Source organism: Stutzerimonas zhaodongensis (genome assembly GCF_003696365.1).
Classification (GTDB): Bacteria; Pseudomonadota; Gammaproteobacteria; order Pseudomonadales; family Pseudomonadaceae; genus Stutzerimonas; species Stutzerimonas zhaodongensis.
The window spans coordinates 1,141,932-1,165,598 of the sequence record NZ_RFFM01000002.1 but is presented as its reverse complement, the minus strand read 5'-3'; the positions used below and the strand labels follow the sequence as shown (position 1 = coordinate 1,165,598).

Genomic DNA, 23,667 nt, shown 5'->3' with positions numbered 1-23,667 from the left:
TGGATCTCTCAGTAGCGCCAACCCTCCCTCACCCCCGGCCCCTCTCCCGGTGGGAGAGGGGAGACGGGCTTAAAAGTCCTTGCAGATCCGCAGCGCGTCATATATCGCCGCATGGGTGTTGCGCTGAGCCACACAGTCGCCAATGCGGAACAACACATAGCCACCGGCAGCCTTGCCATCAAGACTGGCGAGGCAGGGCTGCGGTTGAATGGCGAACAGCGCCTCTACATCGACCTGCCCTTTATTGAGCGAGCCTTCCTTGAGTGCGTAGTAGAGCGTTTCGTCCGGCCGTACACCGTTCTCAACCACCACCTGATCGACGACCCTTTCTTCTTTGGCGCCGGTGTACTCGTTCTCAAGTACCGCCACCATCTTGTCACCCTCGCGGTAGACCTTTTCCAGCACCATGTCGCCGGTCATGATCACTTCCTTGGGGTACAGGCTGCGGTAGTAGGTCGGGAAACTTGTACCGCCGATGGCCACGCCGGGTTTTATGTCGTCGGTGACGATCTCGACCTTGGCGCCTTTTTCAGCGATGAAGTCAGCCACCGACATGCCGGTGAATTCGCAGATGGTGTCGTAGACCAGAACGTTGTTGCCCGGCGCGACCTTGCCGTCGAGCACGTCCCAGCTGCTGACGATCAGGCCTTCTTCGGCGCCCCAGTGCTCGTTCTGCTCGATGAAAGGATGGCCGCCGTTGGCCAGCACCACGATGTCCGGACGCAGGTCGAGAATGGTGTCGACATCTGCGCCGGTGCCCAGACGCAGGTCGATGTTCAGACGCGCCAGTTCAAGCTGGAACCAGCGGGTGATGCCGGCCATCTGGTCACGCTGGGGCGCCTTGGCGGCAATGCTGATCTGCCCGCCAAGACTGTCCTTTTTCTCGAACAGGGTGACGTCGTGGCCCCGCTCGGCCGCGACGCGTGCAGCTTCCATCCCCGCCGGGCCGCCACCAACGATGACTACCTTGCGTTTGGATCCGGTGGTCTTTTCGATGATATGCGCCAGGCCCATGTATTCGCGGCTGGTCGCGGCGTTCTGGATGCAAAGTACGTCCAGGCCCTGATACTGGCGGTCGATGCAGTAGTTGGCGCCGACGCACTGCTTGATCTGGTCAACCTGGCCCATTTTGATCTTGGCGATCAGGTGTGGGTCGGCGATATGCGCCCGCGTCATGCCGACCATATCCACGTAGCCGCCCTCGAGGATGCGTTGGGCCTGGTTCGGGTCTTTGATGTTCTGCGCATGCAAAACCGGAACAGACACCACTTCCTTGATGCCAGCAGCCAGATGCAGGAACGGCTCTGGTGGGTAGCTCATGTTCGGGATCACGTTGGCCAGGGTGTTGTGCGTATCGCAGCCCGAGCCGATCACGCCGAAGAAGTCGACCATGCCGGTGGCATCGTAGTACTTGGCGATCTCTTTCATGTCCTCATGGGTGAGGCCGTCCGGGTGGAACTCGTCGCCGGTGATGCGCATGCCGACGCAGAAGTCGTCACCCACCTCGGCGCGCACAGCCTTGAGCACTTCCAGGCCGAATTTCATGCGGCCCTCGAAGGTGCCGCCCCACTCGTCGGTACGCTTGTTCACGCGCGGCGACCAGAACTGGTCGATCAGGTGTTGATGCACGGCGGACAGCTCGACCCCGTCCAGGCCACCTTCTTTGGCACGGCGTGCGGCCTGGGCGTAATTGCCGATTACCCGCCAGATCTCTTCCGGCTCGATTGTCTTGCAGGTGGCACGATGCACCGGCTCGCGGACGCCAGACGGCGACATAAGGGTCGGCCAGTGGTAGCCGTCCCAGCGCGAGCGGCGGCCCATGTGGGTAATCTGAATCATGATCTTGGCGCCGTGCTTGTGCATGGCGTCGGCCAGATTCTGGAAGTGCGGGATGATACGGTCGGTGGATAGGTTGACCGAACTCCACCATTGCTGAGGGCTGTCGATGGCCACCACGGAAGAGCCGCCGCAGATCGCCAGGCCGATACCACCCTTGGCCTTCTCCTCGTAGTACTTCACGTAGCGCTCGGTGGTCATGCCGCCGTCGGTGGCATAGACCTCGGCGTGGGCAGTGCTGATCACGCGGTTGCGGATGGTCAGCTTGCCGAGCTGAATCGGCTGAAACATTGCTTCGAAAGCCATTGCGGCACCCTCACGGAAAAGCGGCCTAGCGGTTTCTCTGCGGGGATGCTTCAGCGGCGATGATGCTGCGGCTGAAGCTCCTCACGCATACCTTTTTTAGAGTGGTTTGACGCGGAACAAGCCGTGGTCATGGCCGTCCTGCGACGCGCCGTAGACCTGTTCGGCGACGGTGCGGATGCTGCTGCCCTTGGCTTGGAGAATCTGGTCCATGGCACCGGCGAACCAGCCGGTGAACATGTAATCCACCGGGCGGCCGCATTTGCCGTACACGTAGACAAAGGCCGAATGGTCCAGGCGCACTTCGCAGGTGCCCGCGTCCAGGTCGATCGACTGGATCTTGAACAGCCCCCAGCCTCGCTGTGACAGGCGCTTCATGTAGTGTTCGAAGACTTCAACGCCGACCAGACCGTGGCACTCGGCTTCCTTCTCGCACCAGTGCCAGGCCGACTTGTAGCCAGCCTTGTAGAGAATCTCGGCGTAAGCCTCGGCGCCGAGAACTTCCTCGATGCCCATGTGATTGTTGACGAAGAAATGCCGCGGCACATAGAGCATCGGCAGGGCGTCAGTGGTCCAGACGCCGGTTTCGTCGTCGACCTGGATGGGCATTTCAGGGGCGTGGGTGGACATGTTTCAGGTACTCCAGAATTCGTTGATTTGGCCCCTCTCGCCGTGAGAGAGGGGAGACAAGCCTTATTCGCCCCAGACGTCCGCCAGTACGCGCATCCAGTTTTCGCCCATCACCTTGCGCACCGTGCGTTCGGGCATGCCGCGCTTGAGAAGGGTTTCGGTGAGGTTGGGGAATTCGCCAACAGTGCGGATGCCCAGCGGGTTGACGATCTTCCCGAAGCTGGTCAGCCGGCGCGCGTAACCCTTGTCGTGGGTCAGCCACTCGAAGAAGTCCTGGCCATGGCCCTGGGTGAAGTCGGTGCCGATGCCGATGGCGTCTTCGCCGACGAGGTTCATCACGTACTCGATGGCTTCGGCGTAATCGTCGATGGTCGAGTCGATGCCCTTGGCGAGGAACGGCGCGAACATGGTCACGCCGACGAAGCCGCCGTGGTCGGCGATGAATTTCAGCTCTTCGTCGGACTTGTTGCGGGGGTGTTCCTTCAGGCCGGAAGGCAGGCAGTGGGAGTAGCAAACCGGCTTGTTGGAGGCCAGGATGACCTCTTCGCTGGTTTTGCTGCCCACGTGGGAGAGATCGCACATGACGCCGACGCGGTTCATCTCCGCGACGATCTCATGGCCAAAGCCAGACAGCCCGCCGTCGCGTTCGTAGCAGCCCGTGCCGACCAGATTCTGGGTGTTGTAGCACATCTGTACGATGCCGACGCCGAGCTGCTTGAAGACCTCGACGTAGCCGATCTGGTCCTCGAATGCATGAGCGTTCTGGAAGCCGAACAGGATGCCGGTCTTGCCCAGCTCCTTTGCTTTACGGATGTCGGCCGTGGAACGCACTTGCATGACCAGATCGCTGCACTCGCGAATCAGCTTCTGGCTGGCGGCGATGTTATTGACCGTTGCCTGGAAACCTTCCCATACCGAGACGGTGCAGTTGGCGGCCGTCAAACCACCCTTGCGCATGTCTTCGAACAGTTCGCGGTTCCATTTAGCGATGACCAGTCCGTCAATGACGATGCTGTCAGCGTGCAGTTCGGTTGGGTTCATCAGGTAACTCCCCAGTGCGGCGCATCGAAACCTTTGTCGACGCTTTGCGGCAGCTTATCCCTGGGGGGCATGTCGTCCCGATGCAAAAACGACTGGGGTATTGCTTAAAACGGCAGGCGTGGTTCCACGAGATGGATCATCGACCGCGCATCAAGGGATGCTGGGCTTGTGGCCTAAGGCATATGCCACTTCATGACCCAGTTCAGGCCGGCCTTGCAGATGCCCTGCGCTTGCCTGAAAGCACCACCGCTGGCCTACGCGCTGATTGACAGTGGGGTTGAAGGCGCCGGCCAAGAGCAGGGGCAGCGCAGCATTGCTGAACTGGAACGCTATCGCGACGACCGCCTGCTGGCCGTGCTGGCGGCTATAAAGGAAACCAAGGCACGCCACGGCTTCGGCTTTACTGAATGAAGCCGTCGCAAGCGATGCGCTATTGCCGCGCCACAGCGGTGGGGGTGCAAACCATTCACTGCTAGATTAGCCGTTGCGTCGTCGAGCCTGCGACATGGGCTCAGCGCACTCGACTGCCAGTTCCGAGGACGACCATCACCATGCTCCTGACCAGCTACCGCACCGCCATACCCGCCGAATGGGTGGACTACAACGGGCACCTGCGCGATGCCTTCTACCTGCTGATCTTCAGCTATGCCACGGATGCGCTCATGGATCGAATCGGCCTGGATGAGGCGGGTCGAGCTCGAACGGGGCATACCCTCTATACCCTCGAGTGTCATCTCAACTACCTGAACGAGGTAAAGCTTGGTGACGAGGTCGAGGTGCGTACTCACCTGCTGGCATATGACCACAAGCGTCTGCACGTCCATCTCGCTCTATATCGCCCCGGTGAGGAGCAGTTGCTGGCGGCCAGCGAGCAGATGCTGATGAACATCGACCGTAGCGTCGGGCGCTCGTCGGCCTTTGACGAGGAGGTACTGGCGTCCGTTCGGGCGTTGCACGAGACGCAGCGTGGTTTGCCCAGGCCCATTCACATCGGGCGGGTGATTGGGCTTCCTGGCGAGGCCGGACATGGCGGCCCACCAAGTGGGCGCGCATAAACAAGCGCCCAAAAAAGGGGGAGCCAGAAGACTCCCCAAAAAGGGTGACACCATGCCTGTGCGCGACGGGCGCAGGCCGCGCTTTGGCTCAGGCGGCGCTGAACATCCGGTGTGGGTCGATGACGAATTTCTTCGGTACGCCGGCATCGAACTCGCCGTAGCCTTTGGGCGCGTCATCCAGGCTGATCACCTGCACACCCACCACTTCGGCGATGTTGATGCGGTCCCACATGATGGCCTGCATCAGGGCGCGGTTGTACTTCATCACCGGGGTCTGGCCGGTGTGGAAGCTGTGGGATTTGGCCCAGCCCAGACCGAAGCGAATGCTCAGGCTACCCATCTTCGCTGCTGCATCCACTGCTCCCGGATCTTCGGTCACGTAGAGACCCGGAATACCGATCTTGCCGGCGACCCGCACCACGCCCATCAGCGAGTTGAGTACTGTTGCGGGCGCTTCGCTCTGCGCGCCCGCATGGCCATGTCCGCGTGCCTCGAAGCCAACCGCATCAACCGCGCAGTCCACTTCCGGCTCGCCCAGAAGAGCCGCGATCTGCTCGTGCAGTGGCGTGTCCTGGGACAGGTCGGCGATTTCGAAGCCCTGGGCCTTGGCGTGGGCCAGACGCACTGGATTGACGTCGCCAACGATGACCACCGCTGCGCCTAGCAGCCGCGCGGATGCCGCCGCAGCGAGACCGACCGGACCGGCACCAGCAATGTACACCGAGCTACCCGGGCCTACGCCCGCGGTGACCGCGCCGTGGTAGCCGGTGGGCAGGATGTCGGACAGGCAGGTCAGGTCACGGATCTTCTCCATCGCCTTGTCGCGGTCGGGCAGCTTGAGCAGGTTGAAGTCGGCGTAGGGAACCAGCACGTACTCGGCCTGGCCACCGGTCCAGTCACCCATGTCGACATAGCCATAGGCACCGCCGGCGCGTGCCGGGTTGACGGTCAGGCAGACGCCGGTGTGTTGCTCCTTGCAGGAGCGGCAACGGCCGCAGGCGACGTTGAAGGGCACGGAAACCAGATCGCCAAGCTGCAGGTTCTCGACGTCGCTGCCTTTCTCGATCACTTCACCCGTGATCTCGTGGCCCAGCACCAGGCCGGTCTGAGCAGTGGTGCGCCCGCGGACCATGTGCTGGTCCGAGCCGCAGATGTTGGTGGAAACGACGCGCAGAATTACACCGTGCTCGATCTTGCGCCCGCGTGGGTCCTGCATTTTCGGATAGTCGATGCGTTGTACTTCGACCTTGCCTGCGCCGAGATAAACGACGCCACGATTGTCAGCCATCTGCCTTTCTCCTTTGTTTTTGTGAATACAAGGCGCGACGGGAGGCCGCGCGGGCTTGTAGTGGAGCTGTCAGTTGCCGTCTGCGTCAGCCGGCAGTTGCTTGGATGCGGACCTGCTGGCCGCCTGGTGGTGTTGGCGTCTCAAAGCACGACCGTGCGACTGGCGTGCAGGAACACGCGGCGCTCGAGGAAATAGCCGACGGCCTTGGCCAGTGTCAGGCATTCGATGTCGCGGCCTTTGGCGATCAGGTCCTCGGGATAGTGAGTGTGGTCCACGGGCTCGACGCCCTGAGCGATGATCGGCCCTTCGTCGAGGTCGTTATTGATGAAGTGCGCGGTCGCGCCCACCAGCTTGACGCCTTTCTGGTACGCCTGATGGTAGGGCTTGGCGCCTTTGAAACCGGGCAACAAGGAATGGTGGATGTTGATGGCACGCCCATCGAGCGTGCGGCAGAGCTCGGGCGAGAGCACTTGCATGTAGCGTGCGAGCACCACCAGCTCCGCACCGCTGTCCTCTATCACCTGCAACACCTGACGTTCCTGGGCCGGCTTGTCGCGCGGATCGAGCGGGAAGTGGTGATAGGGGATACCGTGCCAGCGTGCCAGGGGTTCCAGATCCGGGTGGTTGGAGACCACCGCAGCGATATCCATCGGCAGTTGGCCGATGCGCTGGCGATAGAGCAGGTCGTTCAGGCAATGATCTGACTTGGACACCATGATAACCACCTTGGCCCTGTAGCCCGGTGGTGTCAGTTCGGTATGCATCTCGAACGGCGTGACGCGGTCGATCAGACCCGTGCGGAACTGCGCCTCGTCGAAACCGTCTGGCGCACGGAACTCGACGCGGATGAAGAAGCGGCTGACCAGCCGATCATCGAAGCTGTGGTGCTCGGTGACGTAGCAGCCCTGTTCGAACAGGTAGCGGGTCACCACGTCCACCGTGCCGAGCAGGCTCGGGCTGTGTGCGGTGAGAATCCAGGTATCGGGCGTGCGGCTCATGGTGTTCTCCGAATGCTGCACAAACTCAGGTTGGCGCTATGCGCTGCGTTCCGGCAGGGAGGCGACGCTTGCGCTGTCGAGCCTACAAACGGTGCGCCCCGGAGCAGGCTTAAAGTGAATCTCACGCCTCGATCGCCAGCCCATACTCGGCGCTGGCGTCCTGCAGCCAGAGCCAGATGTAATCGGCGAAGCTGCGCCGCACCACCAGCTCCCACACGTCCTCGGCCGTGTGGCGGATGACCAGCTGACTCTTGGCGAAGTGGGTGCCCACCGCCTTGCCCACCGGAAAGTTGCTCGGGTGGACATCGTAGGGCGTGGACTTCATCAGCAGCTCGCGGACCTTTTCCCCGGAAAGCTCGACCAGGGTCTGCCCGCCGCTGACGTTGACCACCTGGATGTGCTGTCCGGCCAAGGCCTCGCGCAGTCTCTGTTCAGCGGCGAACTCTTCGCCCTGCGGCACGATCAGCAGCCATTCGTCCGGGCCCATCCACTGCAGGGACGTCTCGCCGTCTGCCACCAGTGTCAGAGCGACCGGCAACGGCAGGCCGAGCGCAGCCTGTACGCCGCTGGCAAAAGACTGGTCGTGTGCATCGCCGCGCAGGGTCAGGTGACCGCGCAGCTTTTTTTCACGCAGGCGTATGCCGGCTCCGGCGCGACCCTTGCCGACCAGCTCGGCGAGGCCTGCGTGGTGCAGCGGCGATTGCGCCTCGAGGGTGTCCGGCCGTTGTCTGTAAACGTTCACTGCGGTCATGGGTTACCTGCCTGGCGCCACTTTGCGCCGTTGAATTCTGGTGTACCGAGGTGAGGCTGGCGCGCCAGCCTCACGCTCACCTCACACGTTCTGCCGTTCGCCTTTAGGGTCGTAGAACACCGAGCTGACGATTTCGGCTTCTATCACGCTGCCATCGACCAGCGGCGCGAAGACACGCTCGCCGATGCGCTTGAGGCCGCCCTTGACCAGGGCCATGGCGAAGGAATAGCCCATGGCTGCGCTCATGTAGCTGGAGGTCACGTGGCCAACCATGGTCATCGGAATTGGCTGCGTGGGGTCGAACACCAGCTGCGCGCCTTCTGGCAAGACCTTCTTCGGATCCAGCGGTTTGAGACCGACCAGCTGTTTGCGGTCTTCCTTCAGGCAGTCCTCGCGGTTCATGCCGCGCCAGCCGATCCAGGAGAAGGGCTTTGAGCGACCGACGCACCAGCCCATGTTCAGGTCGTCCGGGGTCACGGAACCGTCGGTGTCCTGGCCAACGATGATGAAACCCTTCTCGGCACGCAGCACGTGCATGGTCTCGGTCCCATAGGGGGTCAGCCCGTGCTTCTTGCCCGCTTCGATGATCTGCTCCCAGACACCGAGCGCGTAGTCGGCCTGCACGTTGACCTCGTAGCTCAGCTCCCCGGTGAAGGAGATGCGGAACACCCGTGCGGGCACGCCGCCGACCTTGCCTTCTTTCCAGCTCATGAACGGGAAGGCTTCTTTTTCCAGGTCGATGTCCGTGACCTCGGCCAGCAACTTGCGGCTGTTGGGGCCGGACAGGGTCATGGTCGCCCAGTGGTCAGTGACCGAAGTGAAGTACACCTTCAGCTCCGGCCATTCGGTCTGGTGGTAGATCTCCAGCCACTCCATCACCCGTGCGGCACCGCCGGTGGTGGTGGTCATCAGGAAGTGATTGTCGGCCAGGCAGGCGGTCACGCCGTCATCGAAGACCATGCCGTCTTCTTTGCACATCAAGCCGTAACGGGCTTTGCCCACGTCCAGTTTGGTCCAGGCGTTGGTGTAGACGCGGTTGAGGAATTCGCGCGCATCCGGGCCCTGGATATCGATCTTGCCCAGCGTGGAGGCGTCGAGGATACCCACCTGATTGCGCACGGCCAGGCATTCGCGGGCCACGGCGGCGTGCAAGTTCTCGCCCTTCTTGGGGAAGTACCAGGGGCGCTTCCACTGGCCCACATCCTCGAACTCGGCGCCGTTCTCCAGGTGCCATTTCTGCATGGCGGTGTAGCGCTTGGGCTCGAATAGCTCGCCACAGTGACGACCGGCGACTGCGCCGAAGGTAACCGGCGTGTAGTTCGGGCGGAACATCGTGGTGCCCATTTCGGCGATGCTGATGCCCATCGAATGAGCGGCAATGGCCAGGCCGTTGATGTTACCGAGCTTGCCCTGGTCGGTACCGAAGCCCAGCGCGGTGTAGCGCTTTACATGCTCGACCGACTCGAAGCCTTCACGGGTAGCGAGTTTGATGCCCGCCGCGGTGACATCGTTCTGCAGGTCTACGAACTGCTTGGGCGCACGTTCAGTGGGTTTGTCGTGAGGGACCTGGAACAGTCCGACGCTCGGCTCCTCGACACGCTGTTCGACTGTCGGCAGGCTCCCCGTTACAGCACCGAAGCCATTATCGGCGGCAGCCTTGGCGCCAGCCTCGAAGCCGTCGGCAAGCGCATCGCCCAGGGCAAAGACCCCGTTGACGGCGCCAGCACAGATACGCTGCTGGAAGCCTTCACCGGGAACGAAGGCAAGAATGTCTTCGCGCCAGGTTGGACGACCGCCCAGGTGGGAGGCGAGGTGGACCACGGGGCTGTAGCCACCGGAGCTGGCAATCAGGTCGCAATCGACCACCTCACCGGCGTTGGTGACCTTGTGGCTGGCAATGTCGATTGCACAGATACGTGCGCCCGTTACCCGCTTGCTGCCGCGCGCTTCGACCACCGCACTGCCGGCGAGAACACGTACGCCTCGCCGGCGTGCTTCCTCGACCCAGGCACCGCGTGGATTGCTGCGGGCATCGGCAACCGCGACCACTTTATGGCCTGCGTCCAGCCAGTCGAGCACCACACGGTAGGCATAATCGTTATTGGTCGACAAAACCAACTGACGACCAGGCGTCACGCCGTAGCGGCGCACATATGTGGAAACCGCGTCGGCCAGCATGTTTCCGGGCACGTCGTTGTTCGAATAGACCAGTGGGCGCTCGTGGGCGCCGGTCGCCAGCACCACACGCTTGGCCCTGACGCGATGCATGCGCTGACGGACGATTCGCTGCCCGAGCGCGCCCATGGGCGCTAGCTCTCCGAGGTGGTCGGCCAGGCGCTGGTGAATGGTGAGGAAGTTGTGATCGTGGTAGCCGGTCACGGTGGCGCGTGGCAGCAGCGTCACTTCCGCCATCGCTTCCAGTTCAGCAATGGCGCTGGCGGCCCAGTCGGCAGCGGGCTTGCCATCGAGCGTCTCGCGTGTGGCGAGCAGGCTGCCTCCGAACTCTTCCTGCTCGTCGGCCAGAATCACCCGGGCGCCACTGCGACCAGCAGCGAGGGCTGCGGCCAGACCCGCAGGACCAGAACCGACCACCAGCACGTCGCAATGCTGGTTCAGATGGTCGTAGCTGTCCGGGTCATTCACCGTCGGCGCGCGCCCCAGGCCTGCGGCCTTACGAATGTACTTCTCGTAGGTCAGCCAGAGGTTTTGCGGGTACATGAAGGTCTTGTAGTAGAAACCGGGCGGCATCATCCCGCCGCCGACCTTGCCGAGAATACCCATCAGGTCAGTGTCGACACTCGGCCAGCCGTTTACGCTTTTCGCGGTCAGGCCTGCGTACAGGGCTTGCTGAGTGGCACGAACGTTGGGGATTTGCGCAGCTTCGGTGCCGCCGATCTGCAGCACGGCATTCGGCTCCTCGGAACCCGCGGCGACGATGCCGCGCGGGCGTGAGTACTTGAAGCTGCGACCCACCACATCGACACCGTTGGCCAGCAACGCAGCGGCAAGCGTGTCACCGACGAAGCCCTGATAGGTTTCACCATTGAAGCTGAAGGTCAGGGGCCGGCTGCGGTCGATACGGCCACCCTGGGAAAGACGATTGACCTGGCTCATGCCCTTACTCCTTGGTCGACAGCCTTCTTCGCAGCGAGCGAAGCCTCGGTCACGCTGGGCTGCTCGCCGATCTTGTAGGTTTCTAGAATTTCGTAGCTCACCGTGTGACGGGTGACGTTGAAGTACTGGCGGCACCCGGCTGCGTGAATCCACAGTTCGTGGTGAATCCCGCGTGGGTTGTCACGGAAGAACAGGTAGTCGCCCCATTCCTCGTCGGTGCAGGCGTTCGGGTCCTGTGGGCGAGGGATGTGCGCCTGGCCGCCCGCGTGGAATTCTTCTTCGGAGCGCAGTTCGCCACAGTGAGGGCAGAAGATATGCAGCATGGTCGGTACCTCCAGAAAACCTTCCTCCCCCCGCCGTCGGCGGAGGGGGCACTAAATCAGTGTGCGACCCCAGCCGCGCCGTGTTCGTCGATCAAGGCGCCGTTGTGGAACCGTTCGATCGAAAACGCCTTGGCCAGCGGGTGCATCTCGCCCTTGGCCAGGCTGGCGGCGAACACGTGACCCGAGCCCGGCGTGGCCTTGAAGCCACCCGTGCCCCAACCGCAGTTGAAGAACAGGTTTGGCACCGGGGTCTTGGCGATGATCGGGCAGGCGTCCGGGGTGGTATCGACGATGCCGCCCCACTGGCGATTCATGCGCACCCGCGAGAGGATCGGGAACATCTCGACGATGGCTTGCAGCGTGTGTTCGATGGTGGGGTAGGAGCCACGCTGGCCGTAACCGACATAGCTGTCGATACCGGCGCCGATGACCAGGTCGCCCTTGTCCGACTGGCTGATGTACCCGTGCACGGCGTTGGACATGATCACGGTGTCGATAATCGGCTTGATCGGCTCGGACACCAGAGCCTGCAGCGGATGGGACTCGAGCGGCAGGCGGAAACCAGCCAGCTTGGCCATGTGTCCGGAGTTACCGGCAGTGACCACACCGACGCGCTTGCCGCCGATGAAGCCTTTGTTGGTTTCAACGCCGATGCACACGCCGTTTTCCTTGCGGAAGCCGATCACTTCGGTTTGCTGGATCAGATCGACGCCCAGGGCGTCGGCGGCGCGGGCATAGCCCCAGGCAACCGCATCGTGACGGGCAACACCACCGCGGCGCTGTAGAGACGCGCCGAGAATCGGGTAGCGGGTGTTCTTCGAGCAGTCCAGGTAGGGGATCATCTCGGCCACCTGCCGGGCATCTACCACTTCACCGTCGATACCGTTGAGGCGGTTGGCGCTGACGCGGCGCTCGATGTCGCGCATGTCCTGCAGGGTGTGGCCAAGGTTGAACACGCCGCGCTGGGAAAACATCACGTTGTAGTTGATGTCCTGAGACAGGCCTTCCCAAAGCTTCATCGCGTGCTCGTAGAGCCGCGCCGATTCGTCCCACAGATAGTTGGAACGCACAATGGTGGTATTGCGTGCGGTATTACCACCGCCCAGCCAACCCTTCTCGATCACCGCGACATTCTTAACGCCGAACACTTTCGCAAGGTAATAAGCCGTAGCCAGGCCATGGCCACCGCCGCCGACGATGACTACGTCGTATACCGGCTTGGGCTTGGGATTGCGCCACATGCGCTGCCAGTTTTCGTGATGGCTGAATGAGTGCTTGAGCAGGCCGAAGCCGGAATAACGTTGCATGTCGAATGCTCCTGAAGAACGACCGCCTCGAAGCGGTGATGCGACTCGTAGCGGAGATCAGCGATCCACCAACTGGGGGTGGAAGGAACCTGCGCCTTCCACCCTGCGAATCAGCGGTACACCGGATAGTCGGCGCACAGCCCAGCCACTTGTCGCGCCACCTGCGCCTCGACATCGTCATCGCCGAGGTGATCGAGGATGTCGCAGATCCAGCCAGCGAGTTCGATGCTCTGATCTTCCTTGAGCCCGCGCGTGGTGATGGCCGGTGTACCGATACGCAGCCCCGACGTGACGAAGGGCGACTGCGGATCGTTGGGTACGGCGTTCTTGTTGACGGTGATACCGGTGCGACCCAGGGCGGCGTCGGCATCCTTTCCAGTGATGCCCTGCTTGATCAGGCTGACCAGGAACAGGTGGTTATCGGTGCCGCCGGAGACGACGTCGAAGCCGCGTTCGATGAACACCTTGGCCATGGCCTGGGCGTTGTTGATCACCTGCTGCTGGTAGTCCTTGAAGCCAGGCTCCAGCGCTTCCTTGAAGCACACGGCCTTGCCGGCGATGACATGCATCAGCGGGCCGCCTTGAGCACCCGGGAATACCGCCGCGTTGAGCTTCTTCTCGATGTCGGGGTTAGCCTTGGCCAGTATCAGGCCCCCACGCGGACCGCGAAGGGTCTTGTGGGTGGTCGTGGTGACGACATCGGCAAACGGAATCGGGTTCGGATAAAGGCCGGCGGCCACCAGGCCTGCCACATGCGCCATATCGACGAAGAGCAGCGCACCGACCTTGTCGGCGATGGCACGAAAGCGCGGGAAATCCAGGGTTTTCGAGTAAGCCGAGAAGCCAGCGACGATCATCTTTGGCTTGCACTCGACCGCCAGACGCTCGACCTCGTCGTAGTCGATCAGGCCAGTGTCGGTGTCGATGCCGTATTGCACGGCGTTGTACAGCTTGCCGGACGAGCTGACCTTGGCGCCGTGGGTCAGGTGCCCGCCATGGGCCAGGCTCATGCCCAGAAGGGTATCGCCTGGCTGCAGCAGTGCGAGGTACACCGCACTGTTGGCCGAGGAGCCGGAGTGAGGCTGGACGTTGGCGTAGTCGGCGCCGAACAGCTCCTTGGCGCGGTCGATCGCCAGCTGTTCAACTTTGTCGACGTGCTCGCAGCCACCGTAGTAGCGCTTGCCCGGATAACCTTCGGCATACTTGTTGGTCAGCCCGCTGCCCTGTGCCTGCATCACGCGCTTGCTGGTGTAGTTCTCCGAGGCGATCAGTTCGATGTGATGTTCCTGACGCGCTTCCTCGGCATCCATCGCCGCCAGGAGTTCGTCGTCATAGCCTTGAATTTTGTCTTGCTTGCTGAACATCGCGGATCTCCTAAAGGCGCAGCGGCGCCATTCGCCTCGGTGAAGGCCTTGGTCTGTCTGGATGCGATGGTAGGGCTGGGCCTTGCCGGGAAGATGCCTGCCTGCGTCTTGTGAGAGTTCGTTTGCGACATGCCTCCGTCGTTATCGGAATTCGCACTGTCGCTTGCCAGCTTTTGCCGCAAAGGCAGGCACCAAGCGCCGTTGAAGCTGTTCGGTGCAGTTGAAAGAAAGGGGAAGAAAGGCGCGCACTGCGGTCCGATCCCCGAGCGTGAGGTTCAATTACAGCAACTTGCGCCGGGTGCGTTGGCGTGGGTGGGAACTGGAGGGGAAGGGCGTACTCTTGAAGAGCGCGCGAGAAGCGCCTGGCGGGTTCAGGCAGGCGTGCAGATAACGGACAGACAGCGGCCGAGCGCGGTCATCGCGCCCGGCAGGAAGGCTCAGTAATCGATGACTACGTCGCCTTGCGGCACGCTGCAGCAGGACAGGATATAGCCTTCAGCCACATCCTCATCGGTGATGCCGCCGTTGTGCTCCATGATCACTTCGCCCGACGTCTTCATTACCTTGCAGGTGCCGCAAATGCCCATGCCGCATGCCTTGGGTATATGCAGGCCGAGCTGCGCGGCGGCCGAGTGAACGGTGTCGCGCGGGCCCACGCGGATGCTTTTCCCGGTTGCGGTGAACTCCACCTGGTTGAGGTCGGCAAGTGGTACGTCAGGCTCCCCGGCCGCCAACTCCGCCAGTTCCTGAACATCGATGCGCACATCGGCCGGCGTCGCGCCAAAGGATTCCTCGTGATAGCGCTGCATGTCGAAGCCATTGGCGGTCAACAGCCGCTTGACCGCATTCATGTAAGGCGTCGGTCCACAGCAGAAGATTTCGCGGTCAAGAAAGTCGGGCGCTATCAGCTCCAGCATGCGCTGGTCGAGATAGCCTCGGTAGCCGGCCCACGCCTCACCCATGCCATGTTTTTCGCAGATGATGTGCAGGCTGAAATTGCTGACCCGCGACGCCATGTGCTCCAGCTCACGATGAAAGATCACGTCCTTGGGGGAGCGTGCGCTGTGGACGAACACCATATCCACGTTGGCGTTGGTATCGAAATACCAGCGCGCCATCGACATGACCGGTGTTATGCCGACGCCGCCTGACAGGAACAGCACCCGGTCGCTGGGATAATCAATGACATTGAACAGGCCCACGGGACCGTGTACCGGCAGCAGATCACCCTCGGTGAGGTTGTCGTGCAGCCAGTTGGATACCTTGCCGCCGGGGATGCGCTTGATCGTCACCGAGAAGCTGTAGGGCACCGAGGGTGAGCTGGCGATGGTGTACGAGCGCATCACCTGCTGGCCATCGATCTCCAGTTCCAGGGTGACGAACTGGCCTGGCTTGAAGAAGAACATGATCGGCTGATCGGACATGAAGCAGAAGGTGCGAACGTCCCAGGTTTCCTGGATCACCTTCACACAGCGCACCAGATGGCGGCCGTTGGTCCATGTCTGGGTATTGACCGGATTGAGGAAATTGCTGGACATGCTCACCTCGATTGCGCTGGCTACAACGGCCTGTAAGGCCCTTTTGCAGGGCTGCGACTGCCACGACGCATGGCCCTTCTGGCGCAGAATTGTGCGCAACGCGCTACTCGGTCACTTACCTACCCGCGACATCGGCATGCTTATCGCGACCAGCCCTATGTCACGGGCGTTCGGGCGTCGGAAACGGATGTGTGCCTGTCGCCCATGGATAAGGTTTCACCATTGCTCCGCGACACACTCGGTCGCAGCCGAGCAGGGAAGGTGATCTCGCCGGAGTCGCTTTCTTTTTGATGGCATGGCTGCAATCCGGCTCGCCGCCTTGCGTAGTTACTGAATAGCCACTTTATGTCGCCAGCCACAGACGCCTGCAAGGCGCGGCCGGCTTGAGGAGCAACCGATGGATGCCACTTCCAACCTGAGCCTGGGCGATCCGCTCGAAGCAGCGCGTAAGGCCACTGCCGAAATGCTGCAGGGGCGCGAGCCGAATTTTTCTCTCCCGCAACCGTTCTATAGCGATGAACGGCTGTTCCAGATCGACATGCAGGAGATCTTTCACAAGGAATGGCTGATTGCGGGCATGACCTGCGAAATTCCAGCGAAGGGCAACTTCATGACGCTGCAGATCGGTAGCAATCCGATTCTGGTCGTTCGCGGCGCGGAGGGCGTTGTGCATGCCTTCCACAACGTATGCCGTCATCGTGGTTCGCGGCTGTGCACGAGTGAGAAGGGCAAGGTCGCCAAACTGGTGTGTCCTTACCACCAGTGGACTTACGAGCTGGACGGTCGCCTGCTGTTCGCCGGCACCGAAATGGGCACGGACTTCGACCTCAATCAGTACGGGCTCAAGCCGGTGCAGTGCAAGACGGCTGGCGGCTATATCTTCATATCACTGGCTGAGAACCCACCTGCGATCGATGACTTCCTGGCGACCTTGTCGCACTACATGGAACCCTACGACATGGAGAACACCAAGGTGGCGGTACAGAGCACCCTGGTGGAAAAGGCCAACTGGAAACTGGTGCTCGAGAACAATCGCGAGTGCTACCACTGCAACGGCTCACACCCGGAGTTGCTCAATACCCTGCTGGAATGGGATGACGTCACCGATCCGCGTGCCAGCCAGGCGTTCAAGGACCATGTGGCCGAGTCCGCTGCCAAGTGGGACGCCGAGCAGATTCCCTATGCCCATGCCAGCTTCGGGCTGCGCAACCGCATCGTGCGTATGCCACTGCTCAAGGGCACCGTGTCGATGACCATGGATGGCAAGCAGGGTTGCCAGAAGCTGATGGGACGGATCAAGAACCCCGAGCTAGGCTCGATGCGTATCCTGCATCTGCCGCACTCCTGGAATCACTGCATGGGCGATCACGTCATCGTCTTTACCGTCTGGCCGATCAGTGCTCAGGAGACAATGGTCACCACCAAGTGGCTGGTGCACAAGGATGCCGTAGAGGGCGTGGACTACGATGTGGCGCGTCTGCGCCAGGTATGGGACGCCACCAATGATCAGGACCGCCGCCTCGCCGAGGAAAACCAGCGTGGAATCAACTCCACGGCTTACCAGCCAGGGCCGTATTCGAAGACGTATGAATTCGGCGTGGTCAACTTCATCGATTGGTACAGCGAGCGCATGTTGAACAACCTCGGTTCTGCCGCCGCGCCTTATCTGCGGCAAATCAATACATAACAGACCAACCCTCAGCACCGAACGGCGTCCCCCTCGCGAAGGCGAAGGGACGCCGTTTTCATTTCCAGATTGCGTAACGCGTCGGGGCTTGCCTGGCCGAGATGTAGCGTTTCTGGCAGCCGGTTCCAAGGAACTTCGCTGCGGCCTCAAGACCGAAGACTGGAAGCGCAAGGCCGTGGCTCGTCCAGAATGCGGCCTATCCGGAATGTCGCTGCAATGTAGGGGTTCAAGTGATCGTCATTATCATGGGTGTTGCGGGAAGCGGAAAAACCACCATTGGCGAGATGCTGGCCGATCGCCTCGGCTGCGGCTTTTCCGACGCTGACGAGTTCCATAGCGAAGGCAACAGGCAGAAGATGGCCAGCGGCGTCGCCTTGCAAGACGAAGATCGCCGCCCCTGGCTTGAAGCCATGCGGGCAGCAATCGTCGCTCAACGCGAGCAGGGAAACGACTGGGTATTCGCCTGTTCCGCACTCAAGCGAAGCTATCGGGAGCTTCTCAGTGATGGCGATGACGAAGTGGTCTGGGTCTATCTGGACGGTTCGGAAGAGCTGCTGATGACGCGTCTTGCCACGCGCGCCGGACATTTTTTCGATCCCAGCCTGTTGCGCAGCCAGATGCAGACGCTGGAGATACCTGCCGACGACGAGGCGCTTCGAGTGGATATCACGCCAGCACCTGAGCAGATCGTCGAGACGCTTGTGCAACGCCTATCGCGTATGGATACAACCGGCTAAAGGCCGAGGGTGACGTCAGTCAGCCAGCTCGTAGCGGTTGCGCCCATTGCGCTTGGCGCGAAGCAGCGCCACGTCGGCGCGATTGATCGCGCTGGAGTAGTTTTCGTCGGCACGCAGCTCGGACAAGCCCAGGCTTACAGTGACGGACAGCGACTCGTCGTTGATCCTGACACGGAGTCGGGCGACCGCTTCACGTAATCTTTCCATCACGAGAATTGCGCTGTCGGTTGAGGTCTCGGGCATGAGCACAAGGAATTCCTCGCCACCCCACCGGCCGACCAGGTCATGCTCGCGGATCTCGGCCTCCATCACGCGCACGACCTCCATCAACACGTTGTCGCCGATCTCGTGGCCGTGTTCGTCATTGATGGCCTTGAATCGATCTATGTCGACCATGACCACGCATAGGGGCCTGGAGTAACGCTTGGCGCGTTCGCTTTCCTCGCGTAGCCGTTCGGTGAGCAGGCGGCGGTTGGCGATACCGGTCAGGGCGTCATGGGTGGAGGCTTCCCGCAGGGCAATGTTCAGATCGCGCATCATCGTCTGGTAGCGATCGGAAATCCTCGCCACTTTCTCGAGCTGTCGGAGCTGCTTGTCGAAACGGGCTGAAAGACTCATCTCACGTTCACGCACGATGCTCTGATAGCCATCGGATACACGGGCAATTCGCTCGATGCGGTTGAGCAGGTTGTGGTGTGCTTCCCACAGCTGGCTCAGCGTTTCATGCAACGGGTGGCCCTGGTTGTGCGGATCGGACAACGATTCCACGACCTGGCTTTCCAACGGATTTTGCCCACGCATAAGGACCTACTAGTCGTCACTGAGGATCATGAACGGAAAGGTGCAGTCTTCCTTGAATTCTTCGGCCAGTTCTACCACACGCTCATTGCGCCGATCGTAGTGCCAGTTGACCGCGACCGACTTGCCGTCCTGATGCGCCGCCTCGAGCAGATCGAAGATATCCATGACGGCCTTGATGCTACTGGTGTTCAGATACAGCAGGTGCAGCTCGAGTCGAAGCGGACGGCCGGCTTCAGCGAGGTAGCGCTCGATCCACTCGATGACCTGGTGGAACAACTCGTACGAGTTTTCCGGGTAGGAGTCGCCTTGCATGGCGAGCACGCCGTTTTCCCAGTCCGACTGTATGGCAGGCGATGACTGGCTGCCGGTGATGATGAAATCGTTCATGTGGTTATGGCTCTTGAAGTCAGATGACCGCGCTCAGGCTGATGAAGGATCGGCCATCGGCAACGGCTTGGAGCGATGCTTTCAATGGTTCACTGGATTTGCGTGCGATATCGATAAGGCCTAGACCGGCACCGCTGACAGTGTTGTCTTTACGGGGTTTGCGCAATTGTTCTTTGTACCTGGCCTTGAGCTGCGTCTTGTCCAGGCCGGCCAGATCCTTGATCGTCGCCAGCAGCGCTTCGCCGTCGGCCGTCTCGATCAGGTTGCCGGCTGAGACTACGTAGCGACCATCGTCATCGTTACGCGCGACCACGACCGTGGCGCCAGCCTCCTGGTCCGCCCAGTTGTGGACCTTGGCGTAGTGGCGGATGTTCTGCGTCATCTCTATGTAAACGGCGAAGACATCCATGGCGGAAGACGGGTTGGCGTGATCGGCGGCCAGGTAATTGCGCAGCGCGTTGCCTATCTCCTCGATGAGGCTGCGTGATATCGGTCCGTTGAAGCACAGCATAATCTGCTGCCGATTGTAGCTTTCGCGCATGGCGAACAGGTCAAGGCTTTCCATGGGGTAACTCGGCTCCGGTGGATGACGCTCAATCGAAACGGAAACACAGCATTGTGATGTCGTCACGCTGGGGGTAATCGCCCTGGTATTCATCCAGAGTGGCTTTGAACGCGGCGCACTGCTCATTCATGGGCAGACGAGCATGACGCAGGATCATCTCAGCGAAGCGACTGTTACCGAAGCCATAGCCTAGCTCACCGCCTGCCTGGTCAAGGAACCCATCTGTGGCGAGATAAAAGGTACGTCCGGGCTCGAGCTGGATGTCGGCATTCTGGTATTCGCAAGGTCGACGGTCTCCGATCGCTCGCCTCCCTGCGCGCAGTTCGTCTATGCGTTCGCCGTCGCTGTAGTAAAGCGCGACCTTGGCGCCTGCATAAGTCACGGTCCTGCGAATGAAGTCAACGTAGGCCAAACCCACGTCCATGTTGGTGGCGAGCGCGTGTTCGACTGCATCGTCGCGCAGCATCTTGCGCACGATGGCGTCGGTGCGGGCAAGAATCGCGGCAGGGTCATGCAACCCGGCGTCGGCAATCGCCTGGTCGATCGTGGCATGGGCAAGCATGGTCATCAGGGCACCCGGAACACCGTGTCCGGCGCAGTCGACCACACCAAGCAGGCAGCCGTGCTCAGCGGAGCGATAGACATAGAAGTCGCCGCCGACGATGTCCCGAGGATGCCAGAGCACTGCGTGACGTTCGTCGAGATCGGCCATCAGCTGACGCTTGGGAAGGATCGAATGCTGAATCAGACTGGCATATTCGATCGAATCGTCGATTTTCTTGTGGGCGGCGGCCATGTCCCGGTTGACCTGCTCAAGTTCACGGGTCCGCTCGCGCACGCGGCTTTCCAGTTCGCCGGTATGGCTGCGAACCTTCTGCGCCATGCTGCCGAATGCAGCGCTGAGCTCACCGATCTCATCGTTCCGCATCTTCGGCAGCGGCGTATCGAATTGCCCGGCAGCAATAGCTTGAGCGCTCTTGCGCAGCTGACGCAGGGGGCGGAGCACGCGTCTGTCGACCAGCCAGGCGCCTCCGGCGATGAGCAGCAGAAACAGCAGTAGAATCGCACCGATGGCCGGCAGCAGCGGCCTGATCTCGACTACCTGTGCCGTGCGCAGATCCACAGCGCTGGTGACGAACCATTCCAACTCTGGAATCCAGGCCATCGCCAACAACCTTGGTTCGTTGTCGATGCTTACCTGCAGCGTGGCGGTGTCGCCCGGGTGCTCTCGACTGTATGCCATGGCCTGGCGCAGCGCCGTGGCCTGCTCGATGTCATCGAGCAGGCCCAGCAGATTGGTTGACAGTGATCGGCCCTGGGGGGTGTCCGCGTTGAGCGTGACCAGATTCTGGTTGGGGTGGACCAGAATCGAGCCGTAGCTGTCGAGCACCATCGACTCGACGCCTGCCTTGTCATCCCTGATGAAATCATTGATGAACGCATTCAGGCTGATTCCCGAGCCGACAACGCCGAGGGGCTGATCATCGTCACGTACGACGACGTTGAACCAGATCTTCAGGTCCTGACTGACGGCTGAGCGATCAACGTTGAGGTGGTAGGGCGCCTCGGATCTGAGGGTGATATAGAACCATTCGTCCTCACTGGCATCCGGGCTCATCTCGTAACGCGGCGCCTCGCTCGGCACCAGGTCGTCACCGTTCGAGTAGTAACGGCCACTGGCCGCCGAAGCGGCGAAGTAGGAGTGATCGGATAGCGCTCGCTGATAACCGGCTGCCTCGCTGAAGAACAGCGCACGCTTCGCGGGATCCTCTTCTTCGCGCAGCCATCCTCGTGTGATCTGCGATTCGGCCAGGCGCTGCGCCAGTGCCAGCTCGCGCGTAACCGGAGCGAAAAGCCGCTCGCGGTTGAACTGCACGACGTTGCGCGCATAGGCGTCGCCGAAACGGCTCTGAACACCTTTGAGCGCTTCTCGCCCGACCAGCGCCGCAACACCTATCGCAAGAACAAAGGTAAGCAATAACGCCAACAGCGATTTGCCACGTAATCCCAGGGCCGCCATGTGGTGGTTATCCGTCCTTTGAATCCAAAGCTGGCATTGCTGGGGGCGATGCCGAGCGTCCAAGGTGGCAAGCCTGGCATCCAGCCAGTCGCTACCGGTTTGTTGTGCACGCAGGAAAACGGAGCTTTGCAGCTCCGTTTTCCGTTTTCATCAGGCGAGTTTCTTGTACTTCACCCGGTGCGGCTGAGCAGCAGCGTCGCCAAGGCGTTTCTTGCGATCGGCCTCGTACTCGGTGTAGTTGCCTTCGAAGAAGACGATGTCGCCGTTGTCCTCATAGGACAGGATGTGGGTGGCGACACGGTCCAGGAACCAGCGATCGTGAGAGATGACGATGGCCGCGCCAGGGAAGTCCAGCAGCGCTTCTTCCAGCGAGCGCAGGGTTTCTACGTCGAGGTCGTTTGACGGTTCGTCGAGCAGTAGCACGTTGGCGCCTTCCTTGAGCGTCAGCGCCAGATGCAGCCGTCCGCGTTCACCACCGGAAAGATCCTTGACGAACTTCTGCTGGTCGCCCCCCTTGAAGTTGAAGCGTCCCACGTAAGTGCGCGACGGGACTTCGTAGTTGCCGATGCGGATCATATCCGCGCCATCGGAAACGGCTTCCCAAACGGTCTTGCCCCCGTCCAGATCATCGCGGCTCTGATCGACGCAGGCGACCTGAACGGTGTCGCCGATCTCGATGCTGCCCGAGTCGGGTTGCTCCTTGCCCATGATCATGCGGAACAGAGTGGATTTGCCTGCGCCGTTTCCGCCGATCACGCCGACGATGGCGCCTTTGGGCATGCTGAATGACAGGTTTTCGATCAGCACACGATCACCGTAACTCTTGGTGACGTTGTTGAAATCGATCACCTTGTCACCCAGACGCGGGCCGGCGGGGATGTAGATCTCGTTGGTTTCGCTGCGCTTCTGGAATTCCTGCGACTGCATTTCCTCGAAGCGCTGCAAGCGTGCCTTGGACTTGGACTGGCGGGCCTTGGCGCCTTTGCGCACCCACTCCAGCTCTTCCTTCATGGCTTTTTCATGGGCCGACTGCTGCTTGGATTCCTGCGCCAGACGGTTGGATTTCGCTTCCAGCCAGCCGGAGTAGTTGCCCTCGTAGGGGATGCCCTGGCCGCGGTCGAGTTCCAGAATCCAGCCAGCCACGTTGTCGAGGAAGTAACGATCGTGGGTGATCGCGACCACGGTGCCCGGAAAGTCGTGCAGGAAGTGCTCCAGCCAGGCGACCGAGTCGGCATCCAGGTGGTTGGTCGGTTCGTCGAGCAGCAGCATGTCCGGTGCAGACAGCAGCAGGCGGCACAGCGCGACACGGCGCTTCTCGCCGCCGGATAGATGTTCGACCTTGGCATCCCATGGCGGCAGACGCAGGGCATCCGCGGCAACTTCGAGCTGGCGCTCGAGGTTGTGACCATCGCTGGCCTGCAGGATGGCTTCGAGCTTGGCCTGTTCGGCGGCCAGCTTGTCGAAATCGGCGTCCGGTTCGGCGTAGGCCGCGTAGACCTCGTCCAGTCGTGCCTGGGCGTCCTTGATGCTGCTGACAGCTTCTTCCACCACTTCGCGAACCGTCTTGTTCGGATCGAGCTCGGGTTCCTGTGGCAGGTAGCCGACATTCAGCTCGGGCATCGCCCGCGCCTCGCCATCGAATTCAGTGTCGACGCCCGCCATGATCTTCAGCAGGGTGGACTTGCCCGAGCCGTTAAGGCCGAGTACGCCGATCTTGGCGCCGGGAAAGAATGACAGGGAGATGTTCTTGAGGATTTCACGCTTCGGCGGAACGACTTTGCCGAGCCGGTGCATGGTATAGACGTATTGAGCCATGGAGACGAATGCCCGTGACGAGGAAAAAGGAGGCGAATCCCGCCAGCGTGGGCGGGTCGGACCGAACTGGCAAAGCTACCGGAATGCTCCATACAGGGCAAACCAAC

At 61.3% G+C, this 23,667-nt stretch carries 20 protein-coding genes; 4 read left to right on the top strand and 16 right to left on the bottom strand.

Going from position 1 to position 23,667, the window contains the following annotated elements; all coding sequences use genetic code 11:
- Nucleotides 1-69: 69 nt before the first annotated feature.
- The 3 genes from dgcA to EA797_RS13835 form a co-directional block, all read right to left on the bottom strand.
- Nucleotides 70-2,142 (bottom strand): dimethylglycine demethylation protein DgcA, encoded by a 2,073-nt coding sequence (gene dgcA / locus EA797_RS13845; protein ID WP_122166079.1) that lies wholly within the window; start codon nucleotides 2,140-2,142, stop codon nucleotides 70-72.
- Nucleotides 2,143-2,238: 96 nt separating this feature from the next.
- Nucleotides 2,239-2,769, bottom strand: a complete 531-nt coding sequence (locus EA797_RS13840) for a 4-vinyl reductase (RefSeq protein ID WP_122166077.1) — start codon at nucleotides 2,767-2,769, stop codon at nucleotides 2,239-2,241.
- Between the two features lie 63 nt (nucleotides 2,770-2,832).
- The gene (locus tag EA797_RS13835) at nucleotides 2,833-3,810 is read right to left on the bottom strand and encodes a dipeptidase (RefSeq protein ID WP_122166075.1); all 978 of its coding nucleotides are present in this window, start codon (nucleotides 3,808-3,810) and stop codon (nucleotides 2,833-2,835) included.
- 192 nt (nucleotides 3,811-4,002) lie between these two features.
- Between EA797_RS13835 and EA797_RS13830 the strand changes: the two genes are divergently transcribed.
- Complete coding sequence (locus tag EA797_RS13830; RefSeq protein WP_122166073.1) at nucleotides 4,003-4,221, top strand: hypothetical protein; 219 nt, start codon at nucleotides 4,003-4,005, stop codon at nucleotides 4,219-4,221.
- Nucleotides 4,222-4,361: 140 nt separating this feature from the next.
- Entirely contained in the window at nucleotides 4,362-4,865 is a 504-nt protein-coding gene (locus EA797_RS13825; RefSeq protein ID WP_122166071.1) for a thioesterase family protein, read from the top strand.
- Between the two features lie 88 nt (nucleotides 4,866-4,953).
- Here EA797_RS13825 and fdhA read toward each other — a convergent pair whose 3' ends face one another.
- From fdhA to gbcB, 8 genes are all read right to left on the bottom strand, one after another.
- Complete coding sequence (gene fdhA, locus EA797_RS13820) at nucleotides 4,954-6,153, bottom strand: formaldehyde dehydrogenase, glutathione-independent (protein WP_122166069.1); 1,200 nt, start codon at nucleotides 6,151-6,153, stop codon at nucleotides 4,954-4,956.
- A 140-nt stretch (nucleotides 6,154-6,293) separates the two neighbouring features.
- Complete coding sequence (purU, locus tag EA797_RS13815) at nucleotides 6,294-7,151, bottom strand: formyltetrahydrofolate deformylase (RefSeq protein ID WP_122166067.1); 858 nt, start codon at nucleotides 7,149-7,151, stop codon at nucleotides 6,294-6,296.
- 121 nt (nucleotides 7,152-7,272) lie between these two features.
- The gene (locus EA797_RS13810; RefSeq protein ID WP_122166066.1) at nucleotides 7,273-7,902 is read right to left on the bottom strand and encodes a sarcosine oxidase subunit gamma; all 630 of its coding nucleotides are present in this window, start codon (nucleotides 7,900-7,902) and stop codon (nucleotides 7,273-7,275) included.
- Between the two features lie 81 nt (nucleotides 7,903-7,983).
- Nucleotides 7,984-11,016 carry a sarcosine oxidase subunit alpha gene (locus tag EA797_RS13805; protein ID WP_122166064.1) on the bottom strand — a complete coding sequence of 1,011 codons (3,033 nt, stop codon included), beginning with the start codon at nucleotides 11,014-11,016 and terminating at the stop codon, nucleotides 7,984-7,986.
- Nucleotides 11,013-11,339, bottom strand: a complete 327-nt coding sequence (locus tag EA797_RS13800; RefSeq protein WP_122166062.1) for a sarcosine oxidase subunit delta — start codon at nucleotides 11,337-11,339, stop codon at nucleotides 11,013-11,015. The genes EA797_RS13805 and EA797_RS13800 overlap by 4 nt, the downstream gene beginning before the upstream one ends.
- 56 nt (nucleotides 11,340-11,395) lie before the next feature.
- Nucleotides 11,396-12,646 carry a sarcosine oxidase subunit beta family protein gene (locus tag EA797_RS13795; protein WP_122166060.1) on the bottom strand — a complete coding sequence of 417 codons (1,251 nt, stop codon included), beginning with the start codon at nucleotides 12,644-12,646 and terminating at the stop codon, nucleotides 11,396-11,398.
- Nucleotides 12,647-12,756: 110 nt separating this feature from the next.
- The gene (glyA, locus tag EA797_RS13790) at nucleotides 12,757-14,010 is read right to left on the bottom strand and encodes a serine hydroxymethyltransferase (protein ID WP_122166058.1); all 1,254 of its coding nucleotides are present in this window, start codon (nucleotides 14,008-14,010) and stop codon (nucleotides 12,757-12,759) included.
- Between the two features lie 437 nt (nucleotides 14,011-14,447).
- Entirely contained in the window at nucleotides 14,448-15,548 is a 1,101-nt protein-coding gene (gbcB, locus tag EA797_RS13780) for a glycine-betaine demethylase subunit GbcB (protein ID WP_122166054.1), read from the bottom strand.
- 397 nt (nucleotides 15,549-15,945) lie between these two features.
- On the opposite strand from gbcB, the gene gbcA reads away from it, so the two are divergent.
- Both gbcA and EA797_RS13765 read left to right on the top strand, forming a co-directional pair.
- Nucleotides 15,946-17,235, top strand: coding sequence for a glycine-betaine demethylase subunit GbcA (gene gbcA, locus EA797_RS13770; RefSeq protein WP_122166051.1), 1,290 nt, complete (start codon nucleotides 15,946-15,948; stop codon nucleotides 17,233-17,235).
- Between the two features lie 230 nt (nucleotides 17,236-17,465).
- The gene (locus EA797_RS13765) at nucleotides 17,466-17,972 is read left to right on the top strand and encodes a gluconokinase (RefSeq protein WP_122166049.1); all 507 of its coding nucleotides are present in this window, start codon (nucleotides 17,466-17,468) and stop codon (nucleotides 17,970-17,972) included.
- Nucleotides 17,973-17,987: 15 nt separating this feature from the next.
- Here the strand turns inward: EA797_RS13765 and siaD are convergent, their stop codons facing one another.
- From siaD to ettA, 5 genes are all read right to left on the bottom strand, one after another.
- Nucleotides 17,988-18,773, bottom strand: coding sequence for a biofilm regulation diguanylate cyclase SiaD (gene siaD, locus EA797_RS13760; RefSeq protein ID WP_122166047.1), 786 nt, complete (start codon nucleotides 18,771-18,773; stop codon nucleotides 17,988-17,990).
- A 9-nt stretch (nucleotides 18,774-18,782) separates the two neighbouring features.
- A complete protein-coding gene (gene siaC, locus EA797_RS13755) occupies nucleotides 18,783-19,160 on the bottom strand; it encodes a biofilm regulation phosphoprotein SiaC (protein ID WP_122166045.1) in 378 nt (125 codons plus the stop codon).
- A gap of 19 nt (nucleotides 19,161-19,179) precedes the next feature.
- Nucleotides 19,180-19,725 (bottom strand): biofilm regulation protein kinase SiaB, encoded by a 546-nt coding sequence (gene siaB / locus EA797_RS13750; RefSeq protein ID WP_122166043.1) that lies wholly within the window; start codon nucleotides 19,723-19,725, stop codon nucleotides 19,180-19,182.
- Nucleotides 19,726-19,753: 28 nt separating this feature from the next.
- On the bottom strand, nucleotides 19,754-21,745 hold the full coding sequence (gene siaA, locus EA797_RS13745) for a biofilm regulation protein phosphatase SiaA (RefSeq protein ID WP_122166041.1): 1,992 nt from the start codon (nucleotides 21,743-21,745) through the stop codon (nucleotides 19,754-19,756).
- A 150-nt stretch (nucleotides 21,746-21,895) separates the two neighbouring features.
- A complete protein-coding gene (gene ettA, locus EA797_RS13740) occupies nucleotides 21,896-23,560 on the bottom strand; it encodes an energy-dependent translational throttle protein EttA (protein ID WP_122166039.1) in 1,665 nt (554 codons plus the stop codon).
- Between the last annotated feature and the right edge of the window lie 107 nt (nucleotides 23,561-23,667).